Genomic DNA, 23,086 nt, shown 5'->3' with positions numbered 1-23,086 from the left:
CCTCCAGTTCAATTTCTTAGCGTCTGCTTAATACACTGTGGCCGTTTTGCAAAAACTGGCTTCTTGAGCGGCGCATGCGTTCAATCCGTTCCTCTGCCAAGCGGTCAGCCGCTAAATATGTCGGAATGCTGTCACGCTGAGAAATATCAAGCACACGCTCAATATTGCTGTAAATGCCTTCGACTTTCTTCAATGCACGTTCTGCATTATAACCATTCAGCTCATCTGCCACGTTGATGACGCCGCCTGCGTTAATGACATAATCCGGCGCGTAAACGATGCCCATTTCGTGAATTTGATCGCCATGACGTGTTTCTTTTAATTGGTTATTAGCCGCACCCGCAATGACTTTTGCCTTCAGCTGGTTTATGGTGTCGTCGTTGATTGTTGCACCAAGGGCACATGGCGCATATATATCGCAGTCTTGCGAATAGATCTCTTCCGGATCAACCGCACGGGCGCCAAAATCCTCAACCGCACGCATTACTGATTGTTTGTTGATATCCGTAACGATTAAGTTTGCTCCTTCTTCATGCAGATGGCGGCATAGATTATAGGCAACGTTCCCTACACCCTGCACAGCGATGGTTTTCCCTTCAAGAGAATCGGTTCCGAATGCAGCTTTTGCAGCTGCTTTCATTCCTCTGTACACCCCGTATGCTGTAACCGGGGACGGATTTCCAGAAGAACCGAAAGCGGGGGAAATTCCTGTGACATAGTCTGTTTCATCATGAATGATATCCATATCCTCAACCGTTGTACCCACATCTTCAGCTGTAATGTATCTGCCGTTCAGCCCTTGAATATAGCGGCCGAACGCGCGGAACAGTTCTTCATTTTTGTCTTTGCGCGGATCACCGATAATAACTGTTTTTCCGCCGCCAAGGTTTAAGCCTGCTGCCGCGTTTTTATAGGTCATGCCTTTAGCCAGTCTGAGCGCATCTTCAATCGCCGCTTCTTCATTTTCATATGTCCACATTCTTGTTCCGCCAAGCGCCGGGCCGAGCGTTGTATCATGAATGGCGATGATCGCTTTTAAGCCTGATTGTTCATCTTGGCAGAATACCAATTGTTCGTAATCGTATTTCTCCATATATTTAAAAAGTTCCATGTTCGTTCCTCCTAATATGTGTGTTTTTCAGATGCGCAGATCGCCAGCGCAATAGAATACAGTTTATTTTCAGCGGAGTCCGCTCTGCTCGTTAAGGCAATCGGCGCTTTAGCTCCTGTAATGACAGCCGCCACGCTGGCCTTCGCAAAATAAATCAGTGATTTATATAAAATATTGCCAGCCTCAATTGTTGGGACGAGAAGAATATCTGCACTGCCCGCTACGTCTCCTGACATCTTTTTCTGGGCTGCAGCAATTTGTGATACTGCATTATCCAAAGCAAGCGGGCCATCAACAATACAGCCTTTGATTTGGCCTCTTTTATACATTTGGGCAAGAGCAGCTGCATTTACTGTCGCTTCCATTTTCGGATTCACCGTTTCGATCGCTGCCAGAGCAGCTGCTTTTGGCATATTGTTCCCTACAGCATGGGCGACATGAACAGCATTTTGCAAAATCTGCCGAAGCTCTTCCAGCGAGGGGGCGATATTCATTGCCGAATCTGTCACAAACATCAATCTGTCAAAGTCCGGTATATCGAACACCGCCACGTGGGAAAGGATACTGGATGACCGAAGTCCCTCTTGTCTGTTTAACACCGCTTTTAGCAAAACAGAAGTCGGCACATTCCCTTTCATTAAAACGTCCGCTGTTTTGTGATGTACAGCACGAACCGCTAGTGTTGCCGATTCCTCTGGTGTATCAGCATGAATGATCTCTACTTGATGCCCTTGCATAGATGATGTCAGATTGTTCAACCTTTCACTGTCGCCGGTTAACAAAAAACGGGCTGATAGGTGCTCGGATGCCAGCTTTACAGCCCGGATCACTTCCTCATCCTCAGCATGGGCAACCGCAATGGTCTTGTTTTTGTACATCGACGCTTTACCGATCATATTTTTCAGCTTCATCTTTTACCACCTTTCTTGTTTCGACTCCGCTTTTTATTATGCAAGTTCCATGCCAGCTCCTCGTCATGCTGTTATAACGGGTTGATTGAGAAAGTCGTGCAGAGGTTTGCGCTCATTCTGCAATTTATTGCATGCCTTCATTTGCAAGGCCGTATTTATCCATTTTGTAATATAAGTTTCGAATGCTGACACCCAGGGCTTTTGCCGTTTTTGTCCGGTTAAAATGATGCTGTTCGAGCGTTTTCTGGATCAAATGCGCTTCGAATTTTTCCACTGCGACAGACAGCTTTTCTCCTTCAATAGCCGGGAAATCAAATCCGGGCCTTTGCTCTGCGGCAGTTTCTTTTTGTTCAACTTCGAATACAGGCAGGTGATCTTTTTCTATCCATTCCGTATGCGGATTCAGAAAAATCATGGCTCGTCCAAGAACATTTTCCAGCTCACGGACATTCCCAGGCCAATGATAAGCAGATAAGGCACGCAAGGCTTGCGGCGAGAGTCCCTTTACGTTTCTGCCGTAATCCTGGTTAATCTTTTGGATAAGCCTGATGCTCAGCGCTTCAATGTCTTCCAGCCGCTGCCGCAAAGGCGGGATGGAGATCGGATAACGGTTGATACGATAATACAGGTCTTCGCGGAACGTTCCATCCGCCATCGCCTTTTCGATATTTACATTTGTCGCCGCGATCACTCTGACATTGACAGGGACCGCTTTCGATCCGCCCACTCTGACAATTTCCTTCTCTTGAAGAACGCGGAGCAATTTTGCCTGCATATTGTGTGTCAGTTCTCCGATTTCATCTAAGAAAATACTGCCGTTATTGGCTTCTTCGAACAAGCCCTTTTTACCGCCTCGCTTCGCTCCTGAAAACGCACCATCCTCATAGCCGAACAATTCCGATTCCAGCAGATTTTCAGAAAGGGCTGCACAATTCACGCGTATAAACTTATTGTATTTCCGATCGCTTTCGTTATGGATGGCATGGGCGAACAGCTCTTTTCCTGTTCCTGATTCACCGCGCAGCAAAATCGTTGCCGGCGTTTTCGCCCCGAGCTTTGCCTGCTCAAGCGCCACCAGCATTTGCTCGCTTTTGCCGATAATGTCATCGAAAGTGTATTTCGCTTCAAGTGTGCGAATGATTTGTCTGGCGCGATTTAGCTCCACGGTCAGCATTTTAATTTCGGACACGTCGTGAATCACACCGACGCTGCCTTTTAAAATCCCGTCTACGATCACCGGCGCTACATTGACAATAACCTCTTTTTCATTCGGGCCTACCTTCATTCTGACACCGCGGACTGGGCGTCTTGTTTCAAGCACCTTTAAATGCATGCTTTCACCTTCGGTTATATCAGCGTTTGCGGGCTTGCCGATGACTTCTTTTTCAGAAAGACCTGTCATTTTCGTATATGCTTTATTGATCAAGAGACCTGTGCCGTTTTCATCAACGACAGAAATCGCCTCATCTGAGGATTGAATAATCGCCTCCAGCATTGTACGCACCTGTTTGAGATTCGTCACTTCCTCCGCCAGTTCAACGGCATCCGTAATATCCTTGAATACACAGAGGGCACCAAGCAAACGGCAGCTTTCATCTATGATCGGCAGTCTGGTTGTCACGATTTGATTCTCGCCCAAAAGCTGCTTTTGGTTGTATTCAGGCTCTCTCGTTTTTAAAATTCGCGGCAGCTTTGTGCTCGGAATGACTTCTTTTATCGGACGTCCGATGACTTCCTCGCGTTTTTTCCCGACCATTTTTTCGGCCATAGAATTAAAGAGAATGATTTCTTCATTGATATCAATAAAGATCATCCCGTCATGGGCAGAATTGAAAATTCGGTCATGTTTATATGTTTGCTCTTTCAGTATTTGAATCAGGTGCTGCTTTTCTTCCATCAGCTGAAAAACGATGTACGCCAATTTCCCTGGCATAACAATAGTCTCTTCATGCTTTTTTTGAAGGAGTTCGTCAAACACAGCTTGATCGCCGGTCGTATGGATGATGATATCCGGTTTTTGTTGTATGTAAGGTTTCCAATCAGATGAAACGGCAATCCCATACTGTTTTGCTTCTTCTAATCCCGGCGCCTTGGGGTCTTTGTCAACAATGGCAATGATCTCTATGATGGCTGTTTTGATTAGAATATGTAATAACGCCGTTCCCCTTTTTCCGGCACCTACCATCAGTACCTTTTGCATCCCGCTACCCCTTTTTATGAAAAAATTTGCACACCTAATTATTCCGTTGCAATAATTTGCACAACCCTATGTTACCACGTTTTCTTCTCTTGACAAAATATTTTTTCCACTGGACAATAAAGGAAATGAAAAGATAAAGGGGTTTTCTGATGATGAGCCGACTATTTGCGCTTTTGATATTAGTCATCCCCGGGGCCATTTCTGCTATAGGCATTAAGCTGATGAGAGATACGCTTTTCGGCCATACAATAAAGCCATTTGCAGCTCTTTGGCTCCAAGGTTTGTCAGGATTTATCTTTTTTACGTTCGGCCTTTATGTACTGGCCGGGTTCGTTTTATTCAGAGACAGAAAACGCAACCAAGTCAGCCAGCGATTCAGAAAACGATAGCCGCAAAAAAAGCCGGAGAATACTCCGGCTTTTTTACCTATTCGTCTGGCAAAACGCTCTTAGCTATCGTGTTATCTAACGCTTCATAGTCATGATAAGAAATTGTATCGTACAGTTCTTTTCGTGTCTGCATATCTTGCAGCCCTTCTTTTTGTGAGCCGCGTCCCTTTATCAAAGCAAACATCCGTTCATAAGCTTTTGCCGCCGCCCGAAGAGATGTGACAGGATAAATAACCATGTGAAATCCCATATCTTCGAATTCATCAGCACGATAATACGGTGTTTTCCCAAACTCGGTCATATTTGCAAGGAGAGGAACAGAGATGCGCTCAGCAAACTGACGGAATTCATTCTCCGTCTGAAGCGCTTCGGGGAAAATCGCATCTGCTCCAGCCTCAATATAAGCCTCAGACCGTTTTATTGCGGCATTAAGCCCTTCCTGTGCCCTGGCGTCTGTACGGGCGACGACAACAAGAGAGGGTGCCGCTTGTTTGATCGCTTTTATTTTTTGCGCCATTTCCTTTATCAAAACAAGTTGTTTTCCATTTAAATGTCCGCATTTTTTCGGAAGCTGCTGATCTTCTATTTGAACGGCGGCCACTCTTGCTTCCAGCATCTCACGGGCGGTTCGGGCGGCGTTTAACACACCGCCAAACCCGGTATCGATATCAACAAGCAGAGGCAGGTCAGCTGCACGCACTAGATCTTTGGCCCGGCCAGCCATCTCTGACGACGTGATGATCCCTAAATCAGGAAGCCCTCTGCTGGCTGTATATGCCGCACCAGACAAATAAACAGCAGAAAAACCAGCCTCTTTTGCAAGCAAGGCTGCCATTCCGTCATGAGCCCCGGGAATTTGCAAAATGTCCGGAGCTGACATCAGCTTGCGAAAACACCCGGCAAGCTCCTCTTGTGACGATTGCTTATTGACGATCCAAGACATGACATCAACCCTCCTTTTACATGCAAAACATATCTACAAATTCATTCACACGCATCGTTTGCAATGTCTCATCATTGGTACAACTCTCATAAATGTATTTTTGCTGTTTATCAGAGAAATGGGTTTTGAGATTGGCAGAAAACTTATCCAGCAATTTCGGCACTGCCTCGTCTCTTCGAAAACGATGGCCAAGCGGAAATTCACATTTCACCATTTCCGTGCTTGTTCCGTCTTTAAAATAAACTTGAACAGCATTTGAAATGGAACGCTTGTCGGGTTTCAGGTAATCCTCGGTAAATGTTTTATGTTCAGTCACTTCCATTTTATCCCGAAGCTTATCTATCCTTGGATCAATCGCTGTTTCAGCCTCATAATGCTCCGCCGTGATATCACCAAAAATCAAACCGATTGCTGTGATGTATTGGAGGCAGTGATCACGGTCGGCCGGATTATGGAGCGGCCCTTTTTTATCAATGATTCGGATAGCGGATTCATGCGTTCTGATAAGAACACGGTCAATCTCATTAATCCGATTCTTTACCTGCGGGTGAAGGATGACCGCGCACTCCGCCGCTGTCTGGGCGTGAAATTCCGCAGGATAAGACACTTTAAATAACACATGTTCCATAACATACGTATCGAGCGGGCGGGCGAGTTTGATCTCTTTCTTATTGAATAAAACGTCTTGGAACCCCCATCCCGGTGCGCTCAATGCTGTCGGATAACCCATTTCCCCCTTTAACGCCAGCAGCGCCAAATGAACACCTCTGCTCGTTGCGTCCCCTGCCGCCCATGATTTACGCGAGCCTGTATTTGGTGAATGGCGGTATGTTCTTAGGGGAGCATTGTCAATCCATGCATTCGAAAGCGCATTTTTTATTTCTTTTCTCCCGCCGCCCAAAAGCTTGGCTGCAACAGCAGCTGTCGCAACTTTGACAAACAGGACATGATCAAGGCCAACCCGATTCAAACTGTTTTCTAACGCCAGCACACCTTGAATCTCATGTGCTTTGATCATCATCTCAAGTACGTCACGTATTATTAAGGGCTCTTTTCCTTCAGATAGTCTTACCCTTGATACATAGTCGGCAGCGGCAAGAATCCCTCCCAGATTATCGGACGGATGCCCCCACTCCGCCGCCAGCCACGTATCATTGTAATCGAGCCAGCGGATCATGCAGCCGATATTAAACGCCGCCCTCATCGGATCTAGAACATATGACGTTCCCGGCACTTTGCTCCCATTTGGGACAATCGTTCCCGAAACAATCGGACCGAGCAGCTTTGTGCATTCAGGATACCGGAGCGCCAAAATTCCGCAGCCCAGCGTATCCAGCAATACATACCCCGCTGTTGTAAACGCCTCAGAACTTGTAATCTCTTTCTCAAGCACATAGTCTGTGATTTCTTCTATGACATGATCTGTTTTCAGCATTCTACCAGTTCCTTTCATCATTTAGAATTCGTCCTGATGGCGCGGGCCCTTATAGCTGACACGCGGTCGGAAAAGACGGTTATTGGCATGCTGTTCGATTACATGAGCGCATAAACCGGCTGTTCTCGCGCTGAAAAAGACGGGTGTATACAATGGAATCGGTATGCCGAGCATCCAATACACAGGGGCAGCGTAGTAATCCAAATTCGGGTAAAGCCCTTTTTCCTTCTCCATCAGCCGCTCGCCTGCTTCACACATCTCGTATAAACGATGGTCACCGGTTTTATCGCATAATTGCTTGAGCGCTCCTTTCATCATGAGTGCTCTCGGGTCCATTTTTTTCATATACACCCGGTGGCCGAATCCCATAATTTTTTCTTTTCTGTTCAGTTTTGTTTGCAGAAGCTGTTCAAAACCGGACGTTGTTTTCGCCTCTAAAAGCATATACATCACAGCTTCGTTTGCTCCTCCGTGAAGATCCCCTTTCAGTGAGGCAACAGCTCCTGTTAAAGCGCCGTATAGATCTGAATGGGTAGACGCGATGACCCTTGCCGCAAAGGTTGAATTCGGCATCTCATGCTCACTGTACAGGACGAGTGATCGGTCAAAAATCCGTTCTTCCAGTGAGGATGGTATTTTCCCTGTCATCATGTAAAGAAAATTCGCGCTGTAGGATAGAGTGTGAAGTGGAAAAATCAATTCTTTCTTATTAATGATTCTGTAGCTGGCAGCGGTGAGGGCAGGCATTTTCCCGAGAAGCTGATAGGCGCGTTCTTTGTTCGCGGAAGAAGATCGATCATCTATTTGCCGATCATAGCCTGCAAGTGCTGACAGGCCGGTACGCAGGCTATCCATTGGATGAGTGTGCTCAGGGAGCAGCTCAAGCAGACGTACAATATCAGACGGCAGTTGTGATGTGCTGCTTATTTTTAGCGTTCCCGTTTCACTTTCTTCCGGAAGCCTGCTCTCCAGCAATAAATGGACAAGCTCGAGGTAGCTTTTTGTTTTAGAAAGATCTATTAAATCATGGCCTCGTATTAAAATCTGGCTGGACTGGGTGTCAAGATAAGAAATACATGTTTCTGCCGCAATCACACCGTCCAAACCAGGAGCATAATGCTGTTTCTCCTTCATATCCTCAACCTCCGTTTTGCTTTTTTGTCTATCAGGTTCCGCTAAGCAGATGTTTGGAAATAATCAGCCTTTGAATCTCGTTCGTTCCTTCATAGATTTGCGTCACCTTTGCATCGCGAAGCAGCCGCTCGACTGGATAATCTTTCATATAGCCATACCCTCCGTAAATCTGGACGGCCTCTAACGCTGCCTTTACCGCAGTATCGGAAGTGAATTGCTTAGCCATAGACGCTTCTTTTCCACAGGCCAACCCGCGGTTATGAAGGTCTGCAGCGTGATAGACAAGATGCCTCGCTGCCTCTGCTCTTGTCGCCATGTCAGCCAGCTTAAACGATATGCCTTGATTGGCGGCGATAGACCTCCCAAATTGCATTCTCTGCTTCGCGTAATTTACGGCATGCTCAAGAGCCGCATCTGCAATTCCGAGCGCCTGTGCCGCAATGCCGATGCGGCCGACATTCAAATTCGCCATGGCAATGTGAAACCCATCCCCTTCATTGCCAAGCAAATTTTCTGCAGGCACTTCTGCATGATCAAATATCAGTTCCGTGGTATTAGAGCCATGGAGACCCAGCTTTTTTTCTTTTTTTCCAACTATAAAACCGGGTGTGTTTTTTTCAACGATAAAAGCCGAAATCCCGTTCCTGCCTTGATCTGGAGCTGTTAAAGCAAACGTGATATAGATATTTGCGGCTCCGCCGTTTGTAATGAATATTTTCGACCCGTTTAACAGGTACTTGCCGTTTTTTTTGACAGCTGTCGTTCGAAGGCCCCCGGCATCCGAACCTGAGTGAGGCTCTGTTAGGGCAAATGCCCCCAAATGGTCTCCTGAAGCAAGCTTCGGTATATATCTCATCTTTTGTTCTTCATTGCCAAAGTGCAGAATCGGGTTTGTGCCGACTGAGGTATGAACGGACAGAATCACACCGACGGCTGCGCTGATTTTAGAAATCTCATGAATCGCCAAAATATAAGAAACAACATCCGCACCTGCGCCACCGTATCGTTCTGGGACCGGTATTCCCAGCAGGCCGTGTTTACCCATTTTTTCAATCAGCTGAAACGGGAATTCGTCCGTTTCCTCCATGACTTGCGCAGCTGGAGCAATTTCTTTTCGGGCAAAATCACGCACCATTTTTCGCATCATGACTTGCTCTTGGGTTACATGCAACTCGTCCACCCCCGGATGGAAATGACTTCAGGAAGTTCCCTCCTCATATTGATAAAAACCGCGTCCGCTCTTTTTGCCAAGCCAGCCCGCTTTGACATATTTGCGGAGCAGCGGGCAAGGGCGGTATTTGGGATCGCCAAGGCCGGAATGAAGAACTTCCATAATCGACAGGCACGTATCCAGCCCGATAAAATCTGCTAATGTGAGCGGGCCCATTGGATGATTCATACCCAGCTTCATCACCTCGTCTATTGCCTCGGGCTTTGCCACCCCCTCATATACGCAATAGATGGCTTCATTAATCATCGGAAGAAGCACGCGATTGGAAACAAACCCTGGAAAATCATTCACTTCTACTGGCGTTTTTCCCATTTTTTCCGCTAAGCCCATCACATCTGCCGCTGTTTCTCCTGATGTAGCCAAGCCGCGAATCACTTCAACCAGCTTCATCACCGGGACGGGGTTCATAAAATGCATGCCAATGACCCGTTCAGGCCGGTTTGTGACAGCAGCGATTTCTGTAATAGGCAAGGAAGATGTATTGCTGGCCAACATCGTATGAGGCGGGCAAATCCGGTCAAGTTTTTTAAATATTTCAGTTTTAGCTGTCATGTTTTCTGAGACAGCCTCAATCACAATGTCCGCAAACTTTGCCTCCTCAAGCGTTCGAGAGAGCGAAATGCGGCTGATCACACCAGCCACTTCCGCTTCGGTCTTTCTTCCTTTCTCAGCATCACGGGTTAATTGTTTCTTCAGCCGCTTTAATCCTGTCTCTGCAGCCTCTGGATTCACATCATACATCTGCACATAAAAGCCCGCGCCGGCAGCTGTTTGAGCGATCCCACTCCCCATCTGACCTGCACCAGCTACCATGATTTGTTTGATTTCCATTTAAATCCCCTTTTTCATCATGTTTTAGTGAACCTGCACTAAGACAGCATCTCCCTGAGCCGCACCGCTGCAAATGGCGGCAACACCCAGTCCCCCTCCCCGGCGTTTTAATTCATAAACAAGTGACATAAGAATTCTCGCACCGCTTGCGCCGATCGGGTGGCCAAGCGCAATTGCCCCGCCGTTTACATTTACTTTTTCAAGGTCAAAGCCAACAATTTTTTCACATGTCAACACGACAGAGGCGAACGCTTCATTTACTTCAAATAAATCAATATCTCGGACGGTTAAATCGTTGTTTTTTAAAAGCTTGTTGATTGCAACCCCCGGTGCTGCCGCTAGCTCGTGCGCTCGCATTCCTACAGTTGCAAAGTCTAGAATTGCAGCCAGAGGCCGTTTACCAAGCGCATCAGCTTTATCTTCTGACATCAGCACAAACGCACCCGCTCCGTCATTGACTCCCGGAGCGTTGCCGGCTGTAACGGAACCAGCGCTTGTATAAATCGGAGAAAGCTTTGCAAGCTGATCCAGACTTGTGTCACGGCGAATCGCTTCATCTTTGTCTACAATTTTTGTTTTTCCTTTTCGGTCGGTCCGCCTTACGGGAATGATTTCATCCTGAAATGTCCCATTATCGGCTGCCTTAGCTGCACGCGCATGACTCCTTAGCGCCCATTCATCCTGCTCGCTGCGTGAGATCCCATATTCCTCGGCCGCTGTATTTCCGTGAACAGCCATATGCACCCCGTCAAACGCGCACATTAATCCGTCATAAACCATTAAATCCCTAAACTCACCATCTCCTATCCGGGCTCCCCAGCGCCCGGCGGGCACGGCATACGGGATATTGCTCATGCTTTCCATTCCTCCGGCGACAAGCAGGTCCGCATCATGCGCCCGGATCATTTGATCACACAAGGTGACAGCGCGCAGTCCGGATGCGCAGACTTTATTCAGCGTTTCTGACGGTACGCTCCAAGGCATTCCAGCCAGACGGGCAGCTTGCCGGGAAGGTATCTGCCCTGATCCCGCTTGGACAACCATGCCCATGACGATTCCTTCCACCTCATCTCCAGAAACTTCAGCCCGATGTAACGCCTCCTTCATCGCAATGCCCCCAAGTTCAGCAGCTTTCACCTCTTTCAATACTCCACCAAATTTGCCAAATGGAGTTCTTGCGGCACTTACAATGACTGTTTTCCTCATGATTTCACCTCATTCAGAAGATAGACAGCGCTTACAATTTCTAGTTGCCTTCTTGAATATATGCGCTGAAATGTCCATGAATGAACGAAAAAAAGAAGGCTGCACCAACAGCCTCCTTTAAAAAACAACTAGTTATTTTTCAGCAATGCTTTTGCCTTTGCAGGAAAATCGGTGAATATACCGTCTGCCCCCGCTTCAATGAGACGCTTCATATCTTCTGGCAGATTAACTGTAAACGGCCTTACCTTGATCGAACTGCTCTTCATTTTTTTCAGCACCTCATCCGCTGTTCCCGGGCTATTCAGCTTCGGATGGTAACCGGTTGCTGGAATTGATGCCATATACCGATCGGCCTGATAAAGCACATCTGACGTTAGCACCGCCCGTTCGATATGAGGAGCAAGCCGGGCGCATAGGGCCAAGCTTTCATGATTAAAGGTGGAGAGGATGATTCTTTCCTCTATCTTGAACCGTTTCACTGCCTCCAGTACTTTTTCTTCCATTCCTTCATACCGGATGACGCTGTTTTTTAATTCAATGTTGATGAGAAAATCCTTTTTGTCTGCCCACGAGAGCACTTCTTCAAGCAGCGGCACTTTGATGTCTCTGTACGTCCGATCATAACGAGCGGCCGCACTCGCGGTCTTTATCACATCGTACACTGTATCCTTCACAAATCCATCGAGCGTTGTCGTCCGATCAAGTTTTTCATCATGGATCACAACAATGCGCCCGTCTTTTGTCAGCTGCACATCAAGCTCAATTCCATCCGCTCCTGCTTCAATTCCCTTTTCAAATGCAAGCATTGTATTTTCGGGATATTGACCTGATGCCCCCCGATGGGCAAAAATCTTTGTCATCGTTTCACCTCAAGCCCTAAAGTAGTCTCCATTATACTGTGTTTGGCCGTTCCGCTCTAGGATTAAGGCTGTAAAATCTTACTGATTGTAATAAGAATCAATGCCTGTAACAATCGCATCTGCGGCTTTTTGCTGGTATTCTGGGCTTCCAAGCTTGTCCGCGTCAGAACTGTTAGTCATAAACCCAAGCTCCGCCAGCACACTCGGCATTTGCGAATATGTAATGACATAATAATTTGATTCCTTCACGCCCCTGTCTCTCGTCTTTAAAGATGAAACGAGCTGGGACTGAATATTTGCCGCCAGGCGCCGGCTTTTTTCCCCTTCATGATCAGACTGAAAATATGTTTCTGTTCCTGACGCTGAAGCAACTCCTGAATTGACATGAATGCTGACAAAAAGATCGGCCTGATTGACCCTTGCCTTCGCCACTCTATCCTCCAGAGTCAGAAAATGATCGTCAGACCTAGACGAAACTGGATTGGCTCCCTCCGCTTTCAGCTTGTCTGTCACATGCTCGGAAACGGCTGCATTAATATCTTTTTCAAAGAGCCCTTTCCCAACTGCTCCGCTATCTTCACCTCCGTGTCCGGCATCAATGTATACTGTTTTCCCTTCTATCCGCTCAGCTGCCTGAGCATAAGGCGCGAGCATCAAACAAAATCCGCATAGAGCTAAGCTCCTCCATAACATTCTCAACTTTCTCCCCCCGGTCTTTTATGACGCATTCTTCTGCAGCTGAATATCTTGCAGCTGCAATGTTCCATTATTCTTTTTTATATATTTCACCTGGACATCTGTGTGATCTGGCAGTGATTCACATTCATCACGTTTAGCCTTCGGGACCTGTATCATCGTCTCTTCTCCATTCAAAGAAACCGCAATCGTATGAGGGTCAGCCGAGCCAATATATTCCCCCTCTTCTGTAAACCTTGGGGCTGAATCATCTGCACTTGCAGCACTGCACCCTGAGAGAAGAAGCACAGTTAACAGCAATAGAATCGTTTGTTTCACATGATCACCTCTTCTTCCTGATGTTTGGCTTTTATCTTTGATCAGAACGGCAGATTTGTAAAGCCAGCGCATACGCCAGCATTCTTGTTCCATATTTTTCAACCAGGCTATCCGACCTGATCATTTCCTGTTGTTAGAAAGAAAACAAGCGAATTCGCCTATGAGGATGGCTCTAATCGAAGCGTATATTAGAAAAATTTAACGGAAAGAGGCTACTTTTTATTCATTTTAAAAAATATGAGGAACGATGTAAGCAAATCGTTTGACGGGCGGATCAGTCAGGCGTAACCTTTTAAAGGATATTCACTTTGCAGAAAGAAGTTACAGCCATGAAAAAATTCGTTCTGCTGCTCGCTGCAGCGGTCATCACTTGCACCATTGGCCACCAAATCAGCGGCGGCTACAAAGCGCCTGAAAAAGAGCGAAGAAAACAGCACTCTGTACTCAAGATATTCAGCCGGTAAAGCAGATCAATTGCATTAATTTTTACATATAGGCTAGAATATGTGCGAATCCTAACGAAAGAAGATGATCAAATGAACCCTAAGTATAAACCGCTGTTTGAACCATTTACGTTTAAAAGCGGTGTTACAATCGACAACCGGATCGCAGTAGCACCGATGACTCATTACGCTTCGAACGAAGACGGTACAATTTCTGAAGCAGAACTTGACTATATCATCCCACGCTCTAAAGAGATGGGGATGGTCATTACAGCCTGTGCAAATGTTACACCGGACGGCAAGGCTTTTTCCGGGCAGCCGGCCATCCATGATGACTCCAACATTCCAGGTTTACAAAAATTAGCGCAAGCCATTCAGGCACAAGGCGCTAAAGCTGTTGTGCAAATTCATCACGGCGGCATTGAATGCCCGCCTGAGCTCGTTCCTGAACAAGATGTTCTAGCGCCAAGTGACGTATTTGATAACGGCAAACAAATCGCTCGCGCTTTAACAGAAGAAGAAACGGAAAACATCGTGAAGGCATTTGGAGAGGCGACAAGACGCGCCATTGAAGCCGGATTTGACGGTGTCGAAATTCACGGCGCAAACGGCTACTTGATTCAGCAGTTTTATTCTCCGAAATCCAATCAGCGTACAGACCGCTGGGGAGGAAGCGCTGAAAAACGATTAGCCTTCCCACTGGCAATTGTTGATGAAGTGAAAAAAGCTGCGGCAAAACATGCGACGGGTGCGTTTTTAGTCGGCTACCGCCTGTCTCCTGAGGAACCTGAGACACCAGGATTGACAATGACTGAAACCTTTACGCTTGTTGACGCTTTGAGCGATAAAGAATTGGATTACCTTCATATCTCGCTGATGGATGTAAACTCAAAAGCGCGCCGCGGCGCAGATCAAACTCGCACACGCATGGACTTATTGAATGAACGTGTCGGAAACAAAGTGCCGCTGATCGCTGTCGGTTCCATTCATTCCGCAGATGACGCGCTTGCCGTCATTGAAAGCGGCATTCCATTGGTCGCTATGGGACGCGAAATTTTAGTTGACCCTGACTGGGCTGTGAAAGTAAAAGAAGGCCGAGAAGAACAAATCGAAACAGTGATAAAAGGCACGGATAAAGAGAAATATCACTTGCCTGAACCTCTATGGCAAGCCATTGTGAACACACATGGCTGGGTGCCTTATAAAGATTAATATAAAAAGACTGCCGAAACAGATTCGGCAGTCTTTTATTATATAAACAGTTTATGTAAACATCTAAACAGCAAGAGAAGGAACTCTCCAGCTGCATCTGGAAGCAAATCTAAGAGAAACCCAACACGCTTTCTTGCTTTTTTCTTTTTCATTTGTACGTCTCCTTCGATTATGATGCTTCCTTACTTACGATTTTACAGGGAAAAGGTTTCAATTTGACTATGGATGTTTGATTTTGATTCTCCAAGTAGTGAAAACACATGAAATCACGACTGTAAATGAAATAAAGTCGCTCAAGATGGCTATGTTCAAATTGATACAAAGCGCAAGAATAAATAGTACAATCAGCAGCCCATACATGTTCAACCCAAACAGAAACTTCATCTATGATAACAAATCTCCTCAAAACAAAACGCCTCCTACTTATTAGCGCGAACTAATAAATAAAAGACGTGATTTTCATCATCGGTTCATATGTTCATGTTTAAGAAGCTTTATGCTCTAATCTCAGCTTGTCTGCTACCATCGCAATGAATTCGCTGTTGGTCGGCTTAGCTTTTGTCATACTGACGGTATAGCCGAACAGTGAGGAAATGGAATCAATGTTTCCTCTGCTCCACGCCACTTCAATCGCATGGCGAATCGCTCTTTCTACACGGCTTGCGGTTGTGTTGAATTTTTTGGCGATGTCAGGATAAAGGACTTTTGTAATGCTGCCGAGCAATTCAATGTCATTGTATACCATGGAGATTGCTTCGCGCAGATAAAGATAGCCTTTAATATGTGCCGGGACGCCAATTTCATGGATAATGCTTGTGATGCTCGCGTCGAGATTTTTCTTCTTTGGCTCAGGCTGGCTGCTGCGTATAATGCTGCTTTGCGATGAGGGCGCACGATGCGTCACATTGCTGGCATTTCCGCTGACCTGGCGGATATGTCCGACAAGGTTTTCCATATCAAACGGTTTGAGGATGAAGTAGGACGCGCCTAAATCGACGGCCTTTTTCGTGACATCTTCTTGTCCAAAGGCTGTCAGCATAATGACATTCGGCTGCTTTTTGAGATCTGATTCCCTCAGTCGCTCTAAAACAGCAAGTCCGTCCAAATGCGGCATAATAATATCCAACACAAGCACATCGGGATCTTTTTCTTTAAACAACGACAGGCACTCTTGTCCGTTATAAGCTACACCGATCACTTCCATATCTTCCTGTCCTTCTATATATTCACTCAACAGGCTTACCAGCTCTCGATTATCATCAGCAACACAAACTTTAATTTTCTCCACGTTTCTTCCTCCCCAAATGTAGTTAACAGGATTCACCCTTGCTACATGTTTACATTCGACAAAACCGCTATATACCCTCTAAAAAAAATCATAATCATCAATATTAGTGGCATATCTTTATTATTCTATGTTTTTCTCCGTTTTTCGACTAAAAATGAAATTTGACAAACAAGGAAACGTGAATTTGTCGAAAAATCTTCTTTTGTATATTTTACCGTATGTATTCTGAGAAGTGAAGAGGGATCAAAACAAAAAACTGCCGGAAATCCCGGCAGTCAGCTTGCTTTTTCTTTTCCATAAATATCGATTCCCGCTTCTGACAGCATCCATTCAATATGAACGCCGTAGCCGCTTGTCGGATCATTTACAAACACATGGGTGACAGCGCCGATCACTTTTCCATTTTGAATGATCGGGCTTCCGCTCATCCCCTGAACAATGCCGCCCGTTTCTTTCAACAGCCTAGGATCGGTTATTTTTAAGACCATTCCTTTTGTGGCTGGGAACTTTTGCGGCGTGGTGCTGACAATTTCGATATCAAACTTTTCCACCTTGTCATCATCAATGACTGTTAAAATTTCAGCAGGCCCTTTTTTGACTTCAGTAGAAAACGCAACCGGCAGTGCTTGATCTGAAATGTTATTTTGAATCGGCTGGTGCAGTGTGCCAAAAATGCCAAATGGGCTGTTTCTGTTAATATCCCCGATCGTTTTTCGTTCTGAGGAAAATCGCGCCAGTTTTTCTCCCGGATTTCCGCCTGTTCCTTTTTCAATGGATGTCACAGTGGACTTAACGATTTCTCCATTGTCCACTACAATTGGTTTCTTTGTATCCATATCGGAAATGACGTGGCCAAGCGCTCCGTATTTTTTTGTTTTTGGTTCATAAAAGGTCATGGTGCCGATGCCAGCGGCAGAATCTCTAATGTATAACCCAATTCTGTACTTACCTTCTGCTTCATCCTTTTCAGGGATTAGCTTCGTTTCAATTTTTTGTTTATCGCGTTTGATGAGTAAATCTAAAGATTCTCCGGTTTTACCGGCTTTTTGAATAAATGGAGCTACATCATTCATTTTTTCAATTTTCTGTCCATTCATTTCAATAATAATATCGCCCGATTCAATGCCTGCCGTTTCTCCCGGAGATTTTTTGCCTTCACTTGTATTGATTTGATGAAATCCGACGACAAGCACACCGACGGAATGAAGTTTTACACCAATTGATTGTCCGCCGGGTATGACCTTTAAGTCAGGAAGAACTTGCACTTTTGTTTTTTTAATTGGAAATCCGGCCAGATCGTATACTAACTCTGACTCGCCTGATTTTTTGCCAGTCACCTGGATTTCATGCGGGTCTTTCTTTACTGTAAACGCTTCTGATGATTCTTGTGCATGGGCGTTTACCGCTAAACCCGTTTCAATCGCTTGCGTTTGGGTTTCAAATACCCTCATTTGCGCTGGAATCAGTAAATACTCTTTTAGCGGTTTGCATAAACCTACACTTAATAACGAAACAAGGAGAATTAAACCTATTGCTTTTCTAATGTTATCGGGCATTCACTACTTCACTCTCCTCGCTCCTATCCCACACCTTCTTTATGACTTGCTGCTACATCATATAATTTTGCCTTCTGACGGCTTATTTATAACTGTCATATGAAGAAAAACATTGGATATACTGATGAACGAATGGATGTGCGTGAAAAAAAAGCTGCGCTTTCCGCGCAGCTTACCCAGTTGATTTGACTCGATCCGCTTGTTTTAAAAGTTCTTTTGCATGGCGTTTCGTTAAATCTGTTACTTCGACCCCGGCAATCATGCGCCCGATTTCGACCACCTTTTCCTGCTTAGACAACGGTTTAACATGTGTAGTTGTTCTGCCGTCTTTTAACTCCTTCGCAATATAAAGATGCGTATCGGCCATGGCAGCTACCTGAGGCAAGTGTGTAATACACAGCACCTGTGATCCTATTGATACTTTATGGATTTTCTCAGCGATTGCCTGTGCGACTCTGCCGCTTACACCAGTATCGACCTCATCAAAAATAATTGATGTCACATCCTGCTGAGAAGAAAAAATGCTTTTTATTGCAAGCATCACCCGGGACAGCTCTCCGCCGGAAGCGACTTTTGAAAGGGATTTCAATGGTTCGCCTGTATTGGTCGAAATTAAAAATTTCACTAAATCAATCCCTTGTTCAGACAGCTGAACAGGCTGTCCGTTTACAACCGGCGCCTCCTCATTGTGTGACGCTGCTCTGACTTTAAACTCTGTATCAAACGTTGATTTTTCCATGTACAGGCTTTTTAGTTCCCGGTGAATTTCATCAGCCAGCTTTTTCGCCCATGCTTTTCTGATTCGCGAAACATTTGCCGCTTCCACTGCAACATCCTTGCCGACTGAGTCAAGCTCCTTCTTCACACTTTGAAGATGGCTGTCCCTGTTTTCAATTTGGTCAATCTCTTCTTCAATTTTAGAAGCATATTCCAAAATATCCTCAACAGTCGCACCGTATTTTCGTTTCAGCTGTTTGATTTCATTAAGACGCGTCTCAATATAGTTCAGGCGTTCCGGGTCATATTCAAGCTCATCCAGCATATTTCTCATCTGAAATGTAGCATCTTCCAAAAGATAGTAGGAGTTCGACACACCTTCAGACAGTTTTTTCAGCGGTTCGTTAATATCGGATATATCTTCAAGCTGCGCCGAGGCCATTCCGACCCAGTCCAATCCGCCCTGCTCACTGCGTAGCGCATTATATGCATTTTGCAGCGATTCATAGATCTTCTCAAAGTTTGAAATTTGCTGGCGCTCTTCTTGGAGATGTTCATCTTCATTAAGCTCGAGCTTTGCCGATTCGATTTCTTCGAGCTGAAATTGAATGAGGTCAAGACGATGGGCCATTTCCTGTTCGCTTTCTGAAAGCTGTTTAAGCTTTTTGAGCAGCTTCATATACCGCAGGTACCCTTCCTGATACGCTTGGAGCGCGCTTTCCACTTCGGTTCCGGCAAACTTGTCCAAAAGCTGAAGATGATTTTCGTCTTCCATTAACAGCTGGTTATCGTGCTGTCCGTGAATATCTAATAAAAGCCTGCCGATCTCTCGCAGTGAAGCAATCGTGACAAGCTTGCCATTCACGCGGCAAACGCTTTTTCCGCTCGTGCTGATATCTCTTCTCATAACAATCATGTCGTCGGAAACGTCGATTCCCTGCTCAGTGCACACGTCAAAAACGGGGTGGCCGCCCTCTAGCAGAAACAGCCCTTCAAGCTCGGCTTTTGTCTCTCCATATCTGACAAATTCAGATGATCCTCGTCCTCCGACTAAAAGAGAAATGGCGTCAATAATGATGGATTTACCTGCTCCGGTTTCTCCTGTTAAAACAGTGAGCCCGCGTTCAAAAGACACCGTCAGTTCCTCAATGATGGCAAAGTTCTTAATCGATAGTTCAGCTAACAAACAGCATTACACCTCTTATCTTTTGTTAGATTTCTGTTACAGCAGCTCAAGCAGCCTGCTTTTTACGCTGTCAGTATCTTCAGGAGTGCGGCAAATAATTAAAATTGTGTCATCTCCGCAAATGGTCCCCATAATTTCATCCCAGTCCAAATTATCCATCAGCGCACCGATTGCCTGGGCATTTCCCGGCATCGTTTTCAGCACAATCATATGGCTTGCTGAGTCTATCTTTACAAAAGCGTCCATTAATGACCGCTTCAGCTTGGAAAGCGGATTGAAACGCTGGTCTGCCGGAAGACTGTATTTGTAAGTGCCGTTATTCGTAGGCACTTTCACTAGGTGAAGTTCTTTAATATCCCGTGAAACTGTAGCCTGTGTTACTTTGTATCCATCCTGCTTCAGCAGGTCGACTAATTCATCCTGCGTTTCGATTTCATTGCTCGTAATGATGTCTCTAATTTTAATATGCCTCTGGCCTTTGCTCATGTAAGCACCTCTATTTCCAGCTTATCTGTCCTTTTATGTTATATGATTCTCTGCAAATTGTACATGAATGCAGAAAAAAGGAATAATAGCGCACTATTATTCCGGTACATCTGCTTTTTTTTCTTTTAATGTCTTGTGTGCCTCTTCTACAACACGTAAGATCTCTTCTTCCGGCAGCTCCTGCCCTTCCTGTCCCTCTCCCGGCCAATGCAAATGAAGGAGAAATTCAATATTTCCGTCTCCTCCCGTGATTGGAGAAAATGACAGGCTTCTGCAAATATAGCCTTCAGCCGCAGAAAATTTGATCATTCGCTTGAGAACATCAGCATGCACTTTCGGATCTCTGACAATCCCTTTTTTGCCGACGGATTCCCGTCCCGCTTCAAACTGCGGCTTGACGAGAGCCATGCAGTCACTGCCCGGTACAAGCAATGTTTTGAGGACAGGCAGAATGAGCCGCAGTGAAATAAATGACACATCAATCGTGGCAAACTCCGGCATGCCTTTTGTGAAGTCTGCCGGTGTTGCATACCGAAAGTTCGTGCGCTCCATCACAACGACCCGATCATCCTGCCTGAGTTTCCATGCAAGCTGATTGTAGCCTACATCCACCGCGTATGACTGTTTCGCTCCATTTTGCAGGGCACAGTCCGTAAAACCGCCGGTGGAAGAGCCAATGTCTATCATGATTTTATCCTTAACAGAGACAGGAAACTCCTCCAGCGCTTTTTCAAGTTTTAAGCCGCCTCTGCTCACATATTTCAGCGGGTTTCCTTTTACGGTTAACGGAAGGTCGCGGTCAATTTTTTCCCCGGGCTTGTCCAGACGGTTTTCGTTTGAATAGACGATTCCCGCCATAACAGCTCTTTTGGCTTTTTCCCGCGTTTCCGCCAGCCCTCTTTCTACTAGTAATACATCTAATCGTTCTTTCTTCGATGTCATGATCCAATTCCTTTATGTGTCTTTGGCGGCATCAATAATCTAATGCGGTTTGCCACCTGCTGTTTTGTTAGTCCAATCTCTTCAAGAAGCGCCGTTACGCTTCCGTGCTCGATAAACCGATCCGGGATACCCATTCTGTCGATCGGTGTATGATATTCACCTTGATCATGAGCGAATTCTAAAACCGAGCTTCCGAAACCGCCTTCTAAGACTGCTTCTTCAATCGTTAAAATGGGCAATCCTTCTGTTAAAATATCCTTCATCATCTTTTCATCAATCGGTTTAATAAAGCGCGCATTTACAACCCGCACAGAAAGGCCTTCTTTTTGCAGCTCTTCAGCTGCTTCAAGCGCCATTTCGATTGTTGTTCCGAACGTTAAGATGACAGCATCGTTCCCCGGACGCAGCACCTCCCACGTACCGATCGGAATCGTTTTCAGCTGTTCATCCATTTTTATGCCAAGTCCGTTTCCGCGCGGAAAACGCATCGCAATCGGGCCTTCATCATAGCTGAGTGCTGTATGGACCATATGCTGTCCTTCATTTTCATCTTTTGGCATCATTAAAACGATGTTTGGAATATGGCGCATAAACGCAATATCAAATACGCCTTGATGTGTCTCTCCATCAGCGCCTACGAGTCCGGCACGGTCAATCCCAATAAACACATTGGCGTTTTGGCGGCAGATGTCATGAACAACTTGATCATATGCCCTTTGCAAGAAGGTTGAATAAATCGCTAGGTACGGCTTCATCCCTTGCATTGCCATAGCAGCTGCCATCGTAGCGGCATGCTGTTCTGCGATTCCTACATCGAACATGCGGTCAGGGAATTCCTTTGCAAAGCCTTCAAGCTTAGAGCCCACAGGCATAGCAGGTGTAATGGCTACAATACGTCCGTCCTCGCGCGCCATTTGCTGTACAGTGCCGCTGACAAGACCGCTCCATGAAGGGGCTGCTGCTTTCGGTTTTACAAAGTCACCGGTATTGATTTTATATGGCCCGGTACCATGCCATGTGCCGACTGTATCGGTCTCAGCCGGTTTGTACCCTTTCCCTTTTTTCGTAATAACATGCAGAAGAACAGGGCCTTTCGTTTTTTTGGCGTATTGAAGATTCTCTATCAGCTCATGATAAGAATGTCCGTCCACTGGGCCTAAATACGTAAAACCAAGCTCCTCAAAAAACATTCCGGAAACAAGCATGTATTTCAGGCTGTCTTTGACCCGTTCAGCCGTGGCTGCAAGTTTGCCCCCAACTGCCGGGATTCTTTTAAACAAGTATTCGAGCTCGTCTTTGACCCACTGATATTTCCCGGCAGTGCGCAGACGTCCGAGCATAGAATGAATGGCGCCGACATTTGGTGCGATACTCATTTCATTATCATTTAGGATGACAATCATGTCTTTTTTCTCATCACCAATATGATTTAAGGCTTCAAGCGCCATTCCGCCGGTAAGCGCGCCATCACCAATAATGGGAACAATAAATTCATCCGTTCCTCTAATATCACGCGCAGCTGCCATTCCCATGGCGCCTGACAGAGAAGTTGAGCTATGCCCGGTTTCCCACACATCATGCTCGCTTTCACTCCGCTTTGGAAATCCGCAAAGCCCTTTGTACTGGCGAAGCGTCGCAAATTCTTTTCCGCGTCCTGTCAGCAGCTTATGGACATACGATTGGTGGCCCACGTCCCACAAAAATTTGTCTTTCGGGCTATTGAATTCTTTATGCAGCGCAACAGTAAGCTCTACGACACCTAGGTTTGGGCCGATGTGGCCGCCGGAAGCGGATAAAGTTGTAATTAAAAATTGACGGATTTCATCACTTAATTTCTCTAATTCATCAATGGACATATTTTTTAAAAACGACGGGTCCTGTATTGATAAAAGATCCAAAGCGGATCAACTCACTTTCAGCATGAATTTCTGCAATGATACATGTCTTTCGTATGCCAAGCTGGACAAAGGCCAGATCTCAGACATAAAAAA

General features: G+C 45.8%; 21 protein-coding genes. 3 read left to right on the top strand and 18 right to left on the bottom strand.

Translation table 11 applies throughout. The features are described 5' to 3' along the window. Positions 1-16 precede the first annotated feature (16 nt). The 3 genes from bcd to AAGG74_RS02835 form a co-directional block, all read right to left on the bottom strand. Positions 17-1,111: a branched-chain amino acid dehydrogenase gene (gene bcd / locus AAGG74_RS02845; RefSeq protein ID WP_429674473.1), complete on the bottom strand. Its 1,095-nt coding sequence runs from the start codon at positions 1,109-1,111 to the stop codon at positions 17-19. Positions 1,112-1,122: 11 nt separating this feature from the next. After that, the gene (yqiS, locus tag AAGG74_RS02840) at positions 1,123-2,022 is read right to left on the bottom strand and encodes a phosphate butyryltransferase (RefSeq protein ID WP_225493762.1); all 900 of its coding nucleotides are present in this window, start codon (positions 2,020-2,022) and stop codon (positions 1,123-1,125) included. A 124-nt stretch (positions 2,023-2,146) separates the two neighbouring features. After that, a complete protein-coding gene (locus tag AAGG74_RS02835) occupies positions 2,147-4,222 on the bottom strand; it encodes a sigma 54-interacting transcriptional regulator (protein WP_429674472.1) in 2,076 nt (691 codons plus the stop codon). Between the two features lie 152 nt (positions 4,223-4,374). On the opposite strand from AAGG74_RS02835, the gene AAGG74_RS02830 reads away from it, so the two are divergent. Continuing rightward, positions 4,375-4,611 (top strand): DUF2627 domain-containing protein, encoded by a 237-nt coding sequence (locus tag AAGG74_RS02830; RefSeq protein ID WP_162102485.1) that lies wholly within the window; start codon positions 4,375-4,377, stop codon positions 4,609-4,611. A 37-nt stretch (positions 4,612-4,648) separates the two neighbouring features. Here AAGG74_RS02830 and prpB read toward each other — a convergent pair whose 3' ends face one another. The 9 genes from prpB to AAGG74_RS02785 all read right to left on the bottom strand — a co-directional run bounded on the left by prpB (position 4,649) and on the right by AAGG74_RS02785 (position 13,265). Continuing rightward, positions 4,649-5,554 (bottom strand): methylisocitrate lyase, encoded by a 906-nt coding sequence (prpB, locus tag AAGG74_RS02825; RefSeq protein ID WP_429674471.1) that lies wholly within the window; start codon positions 5,552-5,554, stop codon positions 4,649-4,651. Between the two features lie 16 nt (positions 5,555-5,570). After that, a complete protein-coding gene (locus AAGG74_RS02820; RefSeq protein ID WP_429675228.1) occupies positions 5,571-6,989 on the bottom strand; it encodes a bifunctional 2-methylcitrate dehydratase/aconitate hydratase in 1,419 nt (472 codons plus the stop codon). 21 nt (positions 6,990-7,010) lie between these two features. Next, a complete protein-coding gene (mmgD, locus tag AAGG74_RS02815; protein WP_429674470.1) occupies positions 7,011-8,123 on the bottom strand; it encodes a citrate synthase in 1,113 nt (370 codons plus the stop codon). Positions 8,124-8,154: 31 nt separating this feature from the next. Then, a complete protein-coding gene (locus tag AAGG74_RS02810; RefSeq protein WP_162102481.1) occupies positions 8,155-9,294 on the bottom strand; it encodes an acyl-CoA dehydrogenase in 1,140 nt (379 codons plus the stop codon). A gap of 27 nt (positions 9,295-9,321) precedes the next feature. Beyond that, positions 9,322-10,185, bottom strand: coding sequence for a 3-hydroxybutyryl-CoA dehydrogenase (locus AAGG74_RS02805; RefSeq protein ID WP_429674469.1), 864 nt, complete (start codon positions 10,183-10,185; stop codon positions 9,322-9,324). A 24-nt stretch (positions 10,186-10,209) separates the two neighbouring features. After that, positions 10,210-11,391: an acetyl-CoA C-acetyltransferase gene (locus tag AAGG74_RS02800; RefSeq protein WP_429674468.1), complete on the bottom strand. Its 1,182-nt coding sequence runs from the start codon at positions 11,389-11,391 to the stop codon at positions 10,210-10,212. 128 nt (positions 11,392-11,519) lie between these two features. Next, positions 11,520-12,251: a glycerophosphodiester phosphodiesterase gene (locus AAGG74_RS02795; protein ID WP_162102478.1), complete on the bottom strand. Its 732-nt coding sequence runs from the start codon at positions 12,249-12,251 to the stop codon at positions 11,520-11,522. 78 nt (positions 12,252-12,329) lie between these two features. Next, a complete protein-coding gene (locus AAGG74_RS02790; protein WP_225493755.1) occupies positions 12,330-12,950 on the bottom strand; it encodes an N-acetylmuramoyl-L-alanine amidase family protein in 621 nt (206 codons plus the stop codon). Positions 12,951-12,968: 18 nt separating this feature from the next. Beyond that, positions 12,969-13,265, bottom strand: coding sequence for a hypothetical protein (locus AAGG74_RS02785; RefSeq protein WP_429675227.1), 297 nt, complete (start codon positions 13,263-13,265; stop codon positions 12,969-12,971). A gap of 329 nt (positions 13,266-13,594) precedes the next feature. On the opposite strand from AAGG74_RS02785, the gene AAGG74_RS02780 reads away from it, so the two are divergent. Both AAGG74_RS02780 and AAGG74_RS02775 read left to right on the top strand, forming a co-directional pair. Further along, positions 13,595-13,729, top strand: a complete 135-nt coding sequence (locus tag AAGG74_RS02780) for a hypothetical protein (RefSeq protein ID WP_162102476.1) — start codon at positions 13,595-13,597, stop codon at positions 13,727-13,729. Between the two features lie 72 nt (positions 13,730-13,801). Beyond that, entirely contained in the window at positions 13,802-14,920 is a 1,119-nt protein-coding gene (locus tag AAGG74_RS02775; RefSeq protein ID WP_429674466.1) for an NADH-dependent flavin oxidoreductase, read from the top strand. Between the two features lie 484 nt (positions 14,921-15,404). On the opposite strand, the gene spo0A is transcribed toward AAGG74_RS02775, so the two are convergent. The 6 genes from spo0A to dxs all read right to left on the bottom strand — a co-directional run bounded on the left by spo0A (position 15,405) and on the right by dxs (position 22,993). Further along, entirely contained in the window at positions 15,405-16,208 is an 804-nt protein-coding gene (gene spo0A, locus AAGG74_RS02770; protein WP_162102474.1) for a sporulation transcription factor Spo0A, read from the bottom strand. Between the two features lie 275 nt (positions 16,209-16,483). After that, on the bottom strand, positions 16,484-17,764 hold the full coding sequence (gene spoIVB / locus AAGG74_RS02765; RefSeq protein WP_162102473.1) for a SpoIVB peptidase: 1,281 nt from the start codon (positions 17,762-17,764) through the stop codon (positions 16,484-16,486). Between the two features lie 172 nt (positions 17,765-17,936). After that, positions 17,937-19,667, bottom strand: a complete 1,731-nt coding sequence (gene recN / locus AAGG74_RS02760) for a DNA repair protein RecN (protein WP_225493752.1) — start codon at positions 19,665-19,667, stop codon at positions 17,937-17,939. Between the two features lie 36 nt (positions 19,668-19,703). Further along, positions 19,704-20,153, bottom strand: a complete 450-nt coding sequence (ahrC, locus tag AAGG74_RS02755) for a transcriptional regulator AhrC/ArgR (protein ID WP_162102471.1) — start codon at positions 20,151-20,153, stop codon at positions 19,704-19,706. Positions 20,154-20,249: 96 nt separating this feature from the next. Beyond that, positions 20,250-21,095: a TlyA family RNA methyltransferase gene (locus AAGG74_RS02750; RefSeq protein ID WP_162102470.1), complete on the bottom strand. Its 846-nt coding sequence runs from the start codon at positions 21,093-21,095 to the stop codon at positions 20,250-20,252. After that, on the bottom strand, positions 21,092-22,993 hold the full coding sequence (gene dxs / locus AAGG74_RS02745) for a 1-deoxy-D-xylulose-5-phosphate synthase (RefSeq protein WP_429674464.1): 1,902 nt from the start codon (positions 22,991-22,993) through the stop codon (positions 21,092-21,094). The genes AAGG74_RS02750 and dxs overlap by 4 nt, the downstream gene beginning before the upstream one ends. Positions 22,994-23,086 lie beyond the last annotated feature (93 nt).

Source organism: Bacillus mexicanus (assembly GCF_050445615.1).
GTDB classification, from domain to species: domain Bacteria; phylum Bacillota; class Bacilli; order Bacillales; family Bacillaceae; genus Bacillus; species Bacillus mexicanus.
The sequence above is the reverse complement of the archived record's forward strand: the minus strand, read 5'-3'. Positions and strand labels throughout refer to the sequence as shown.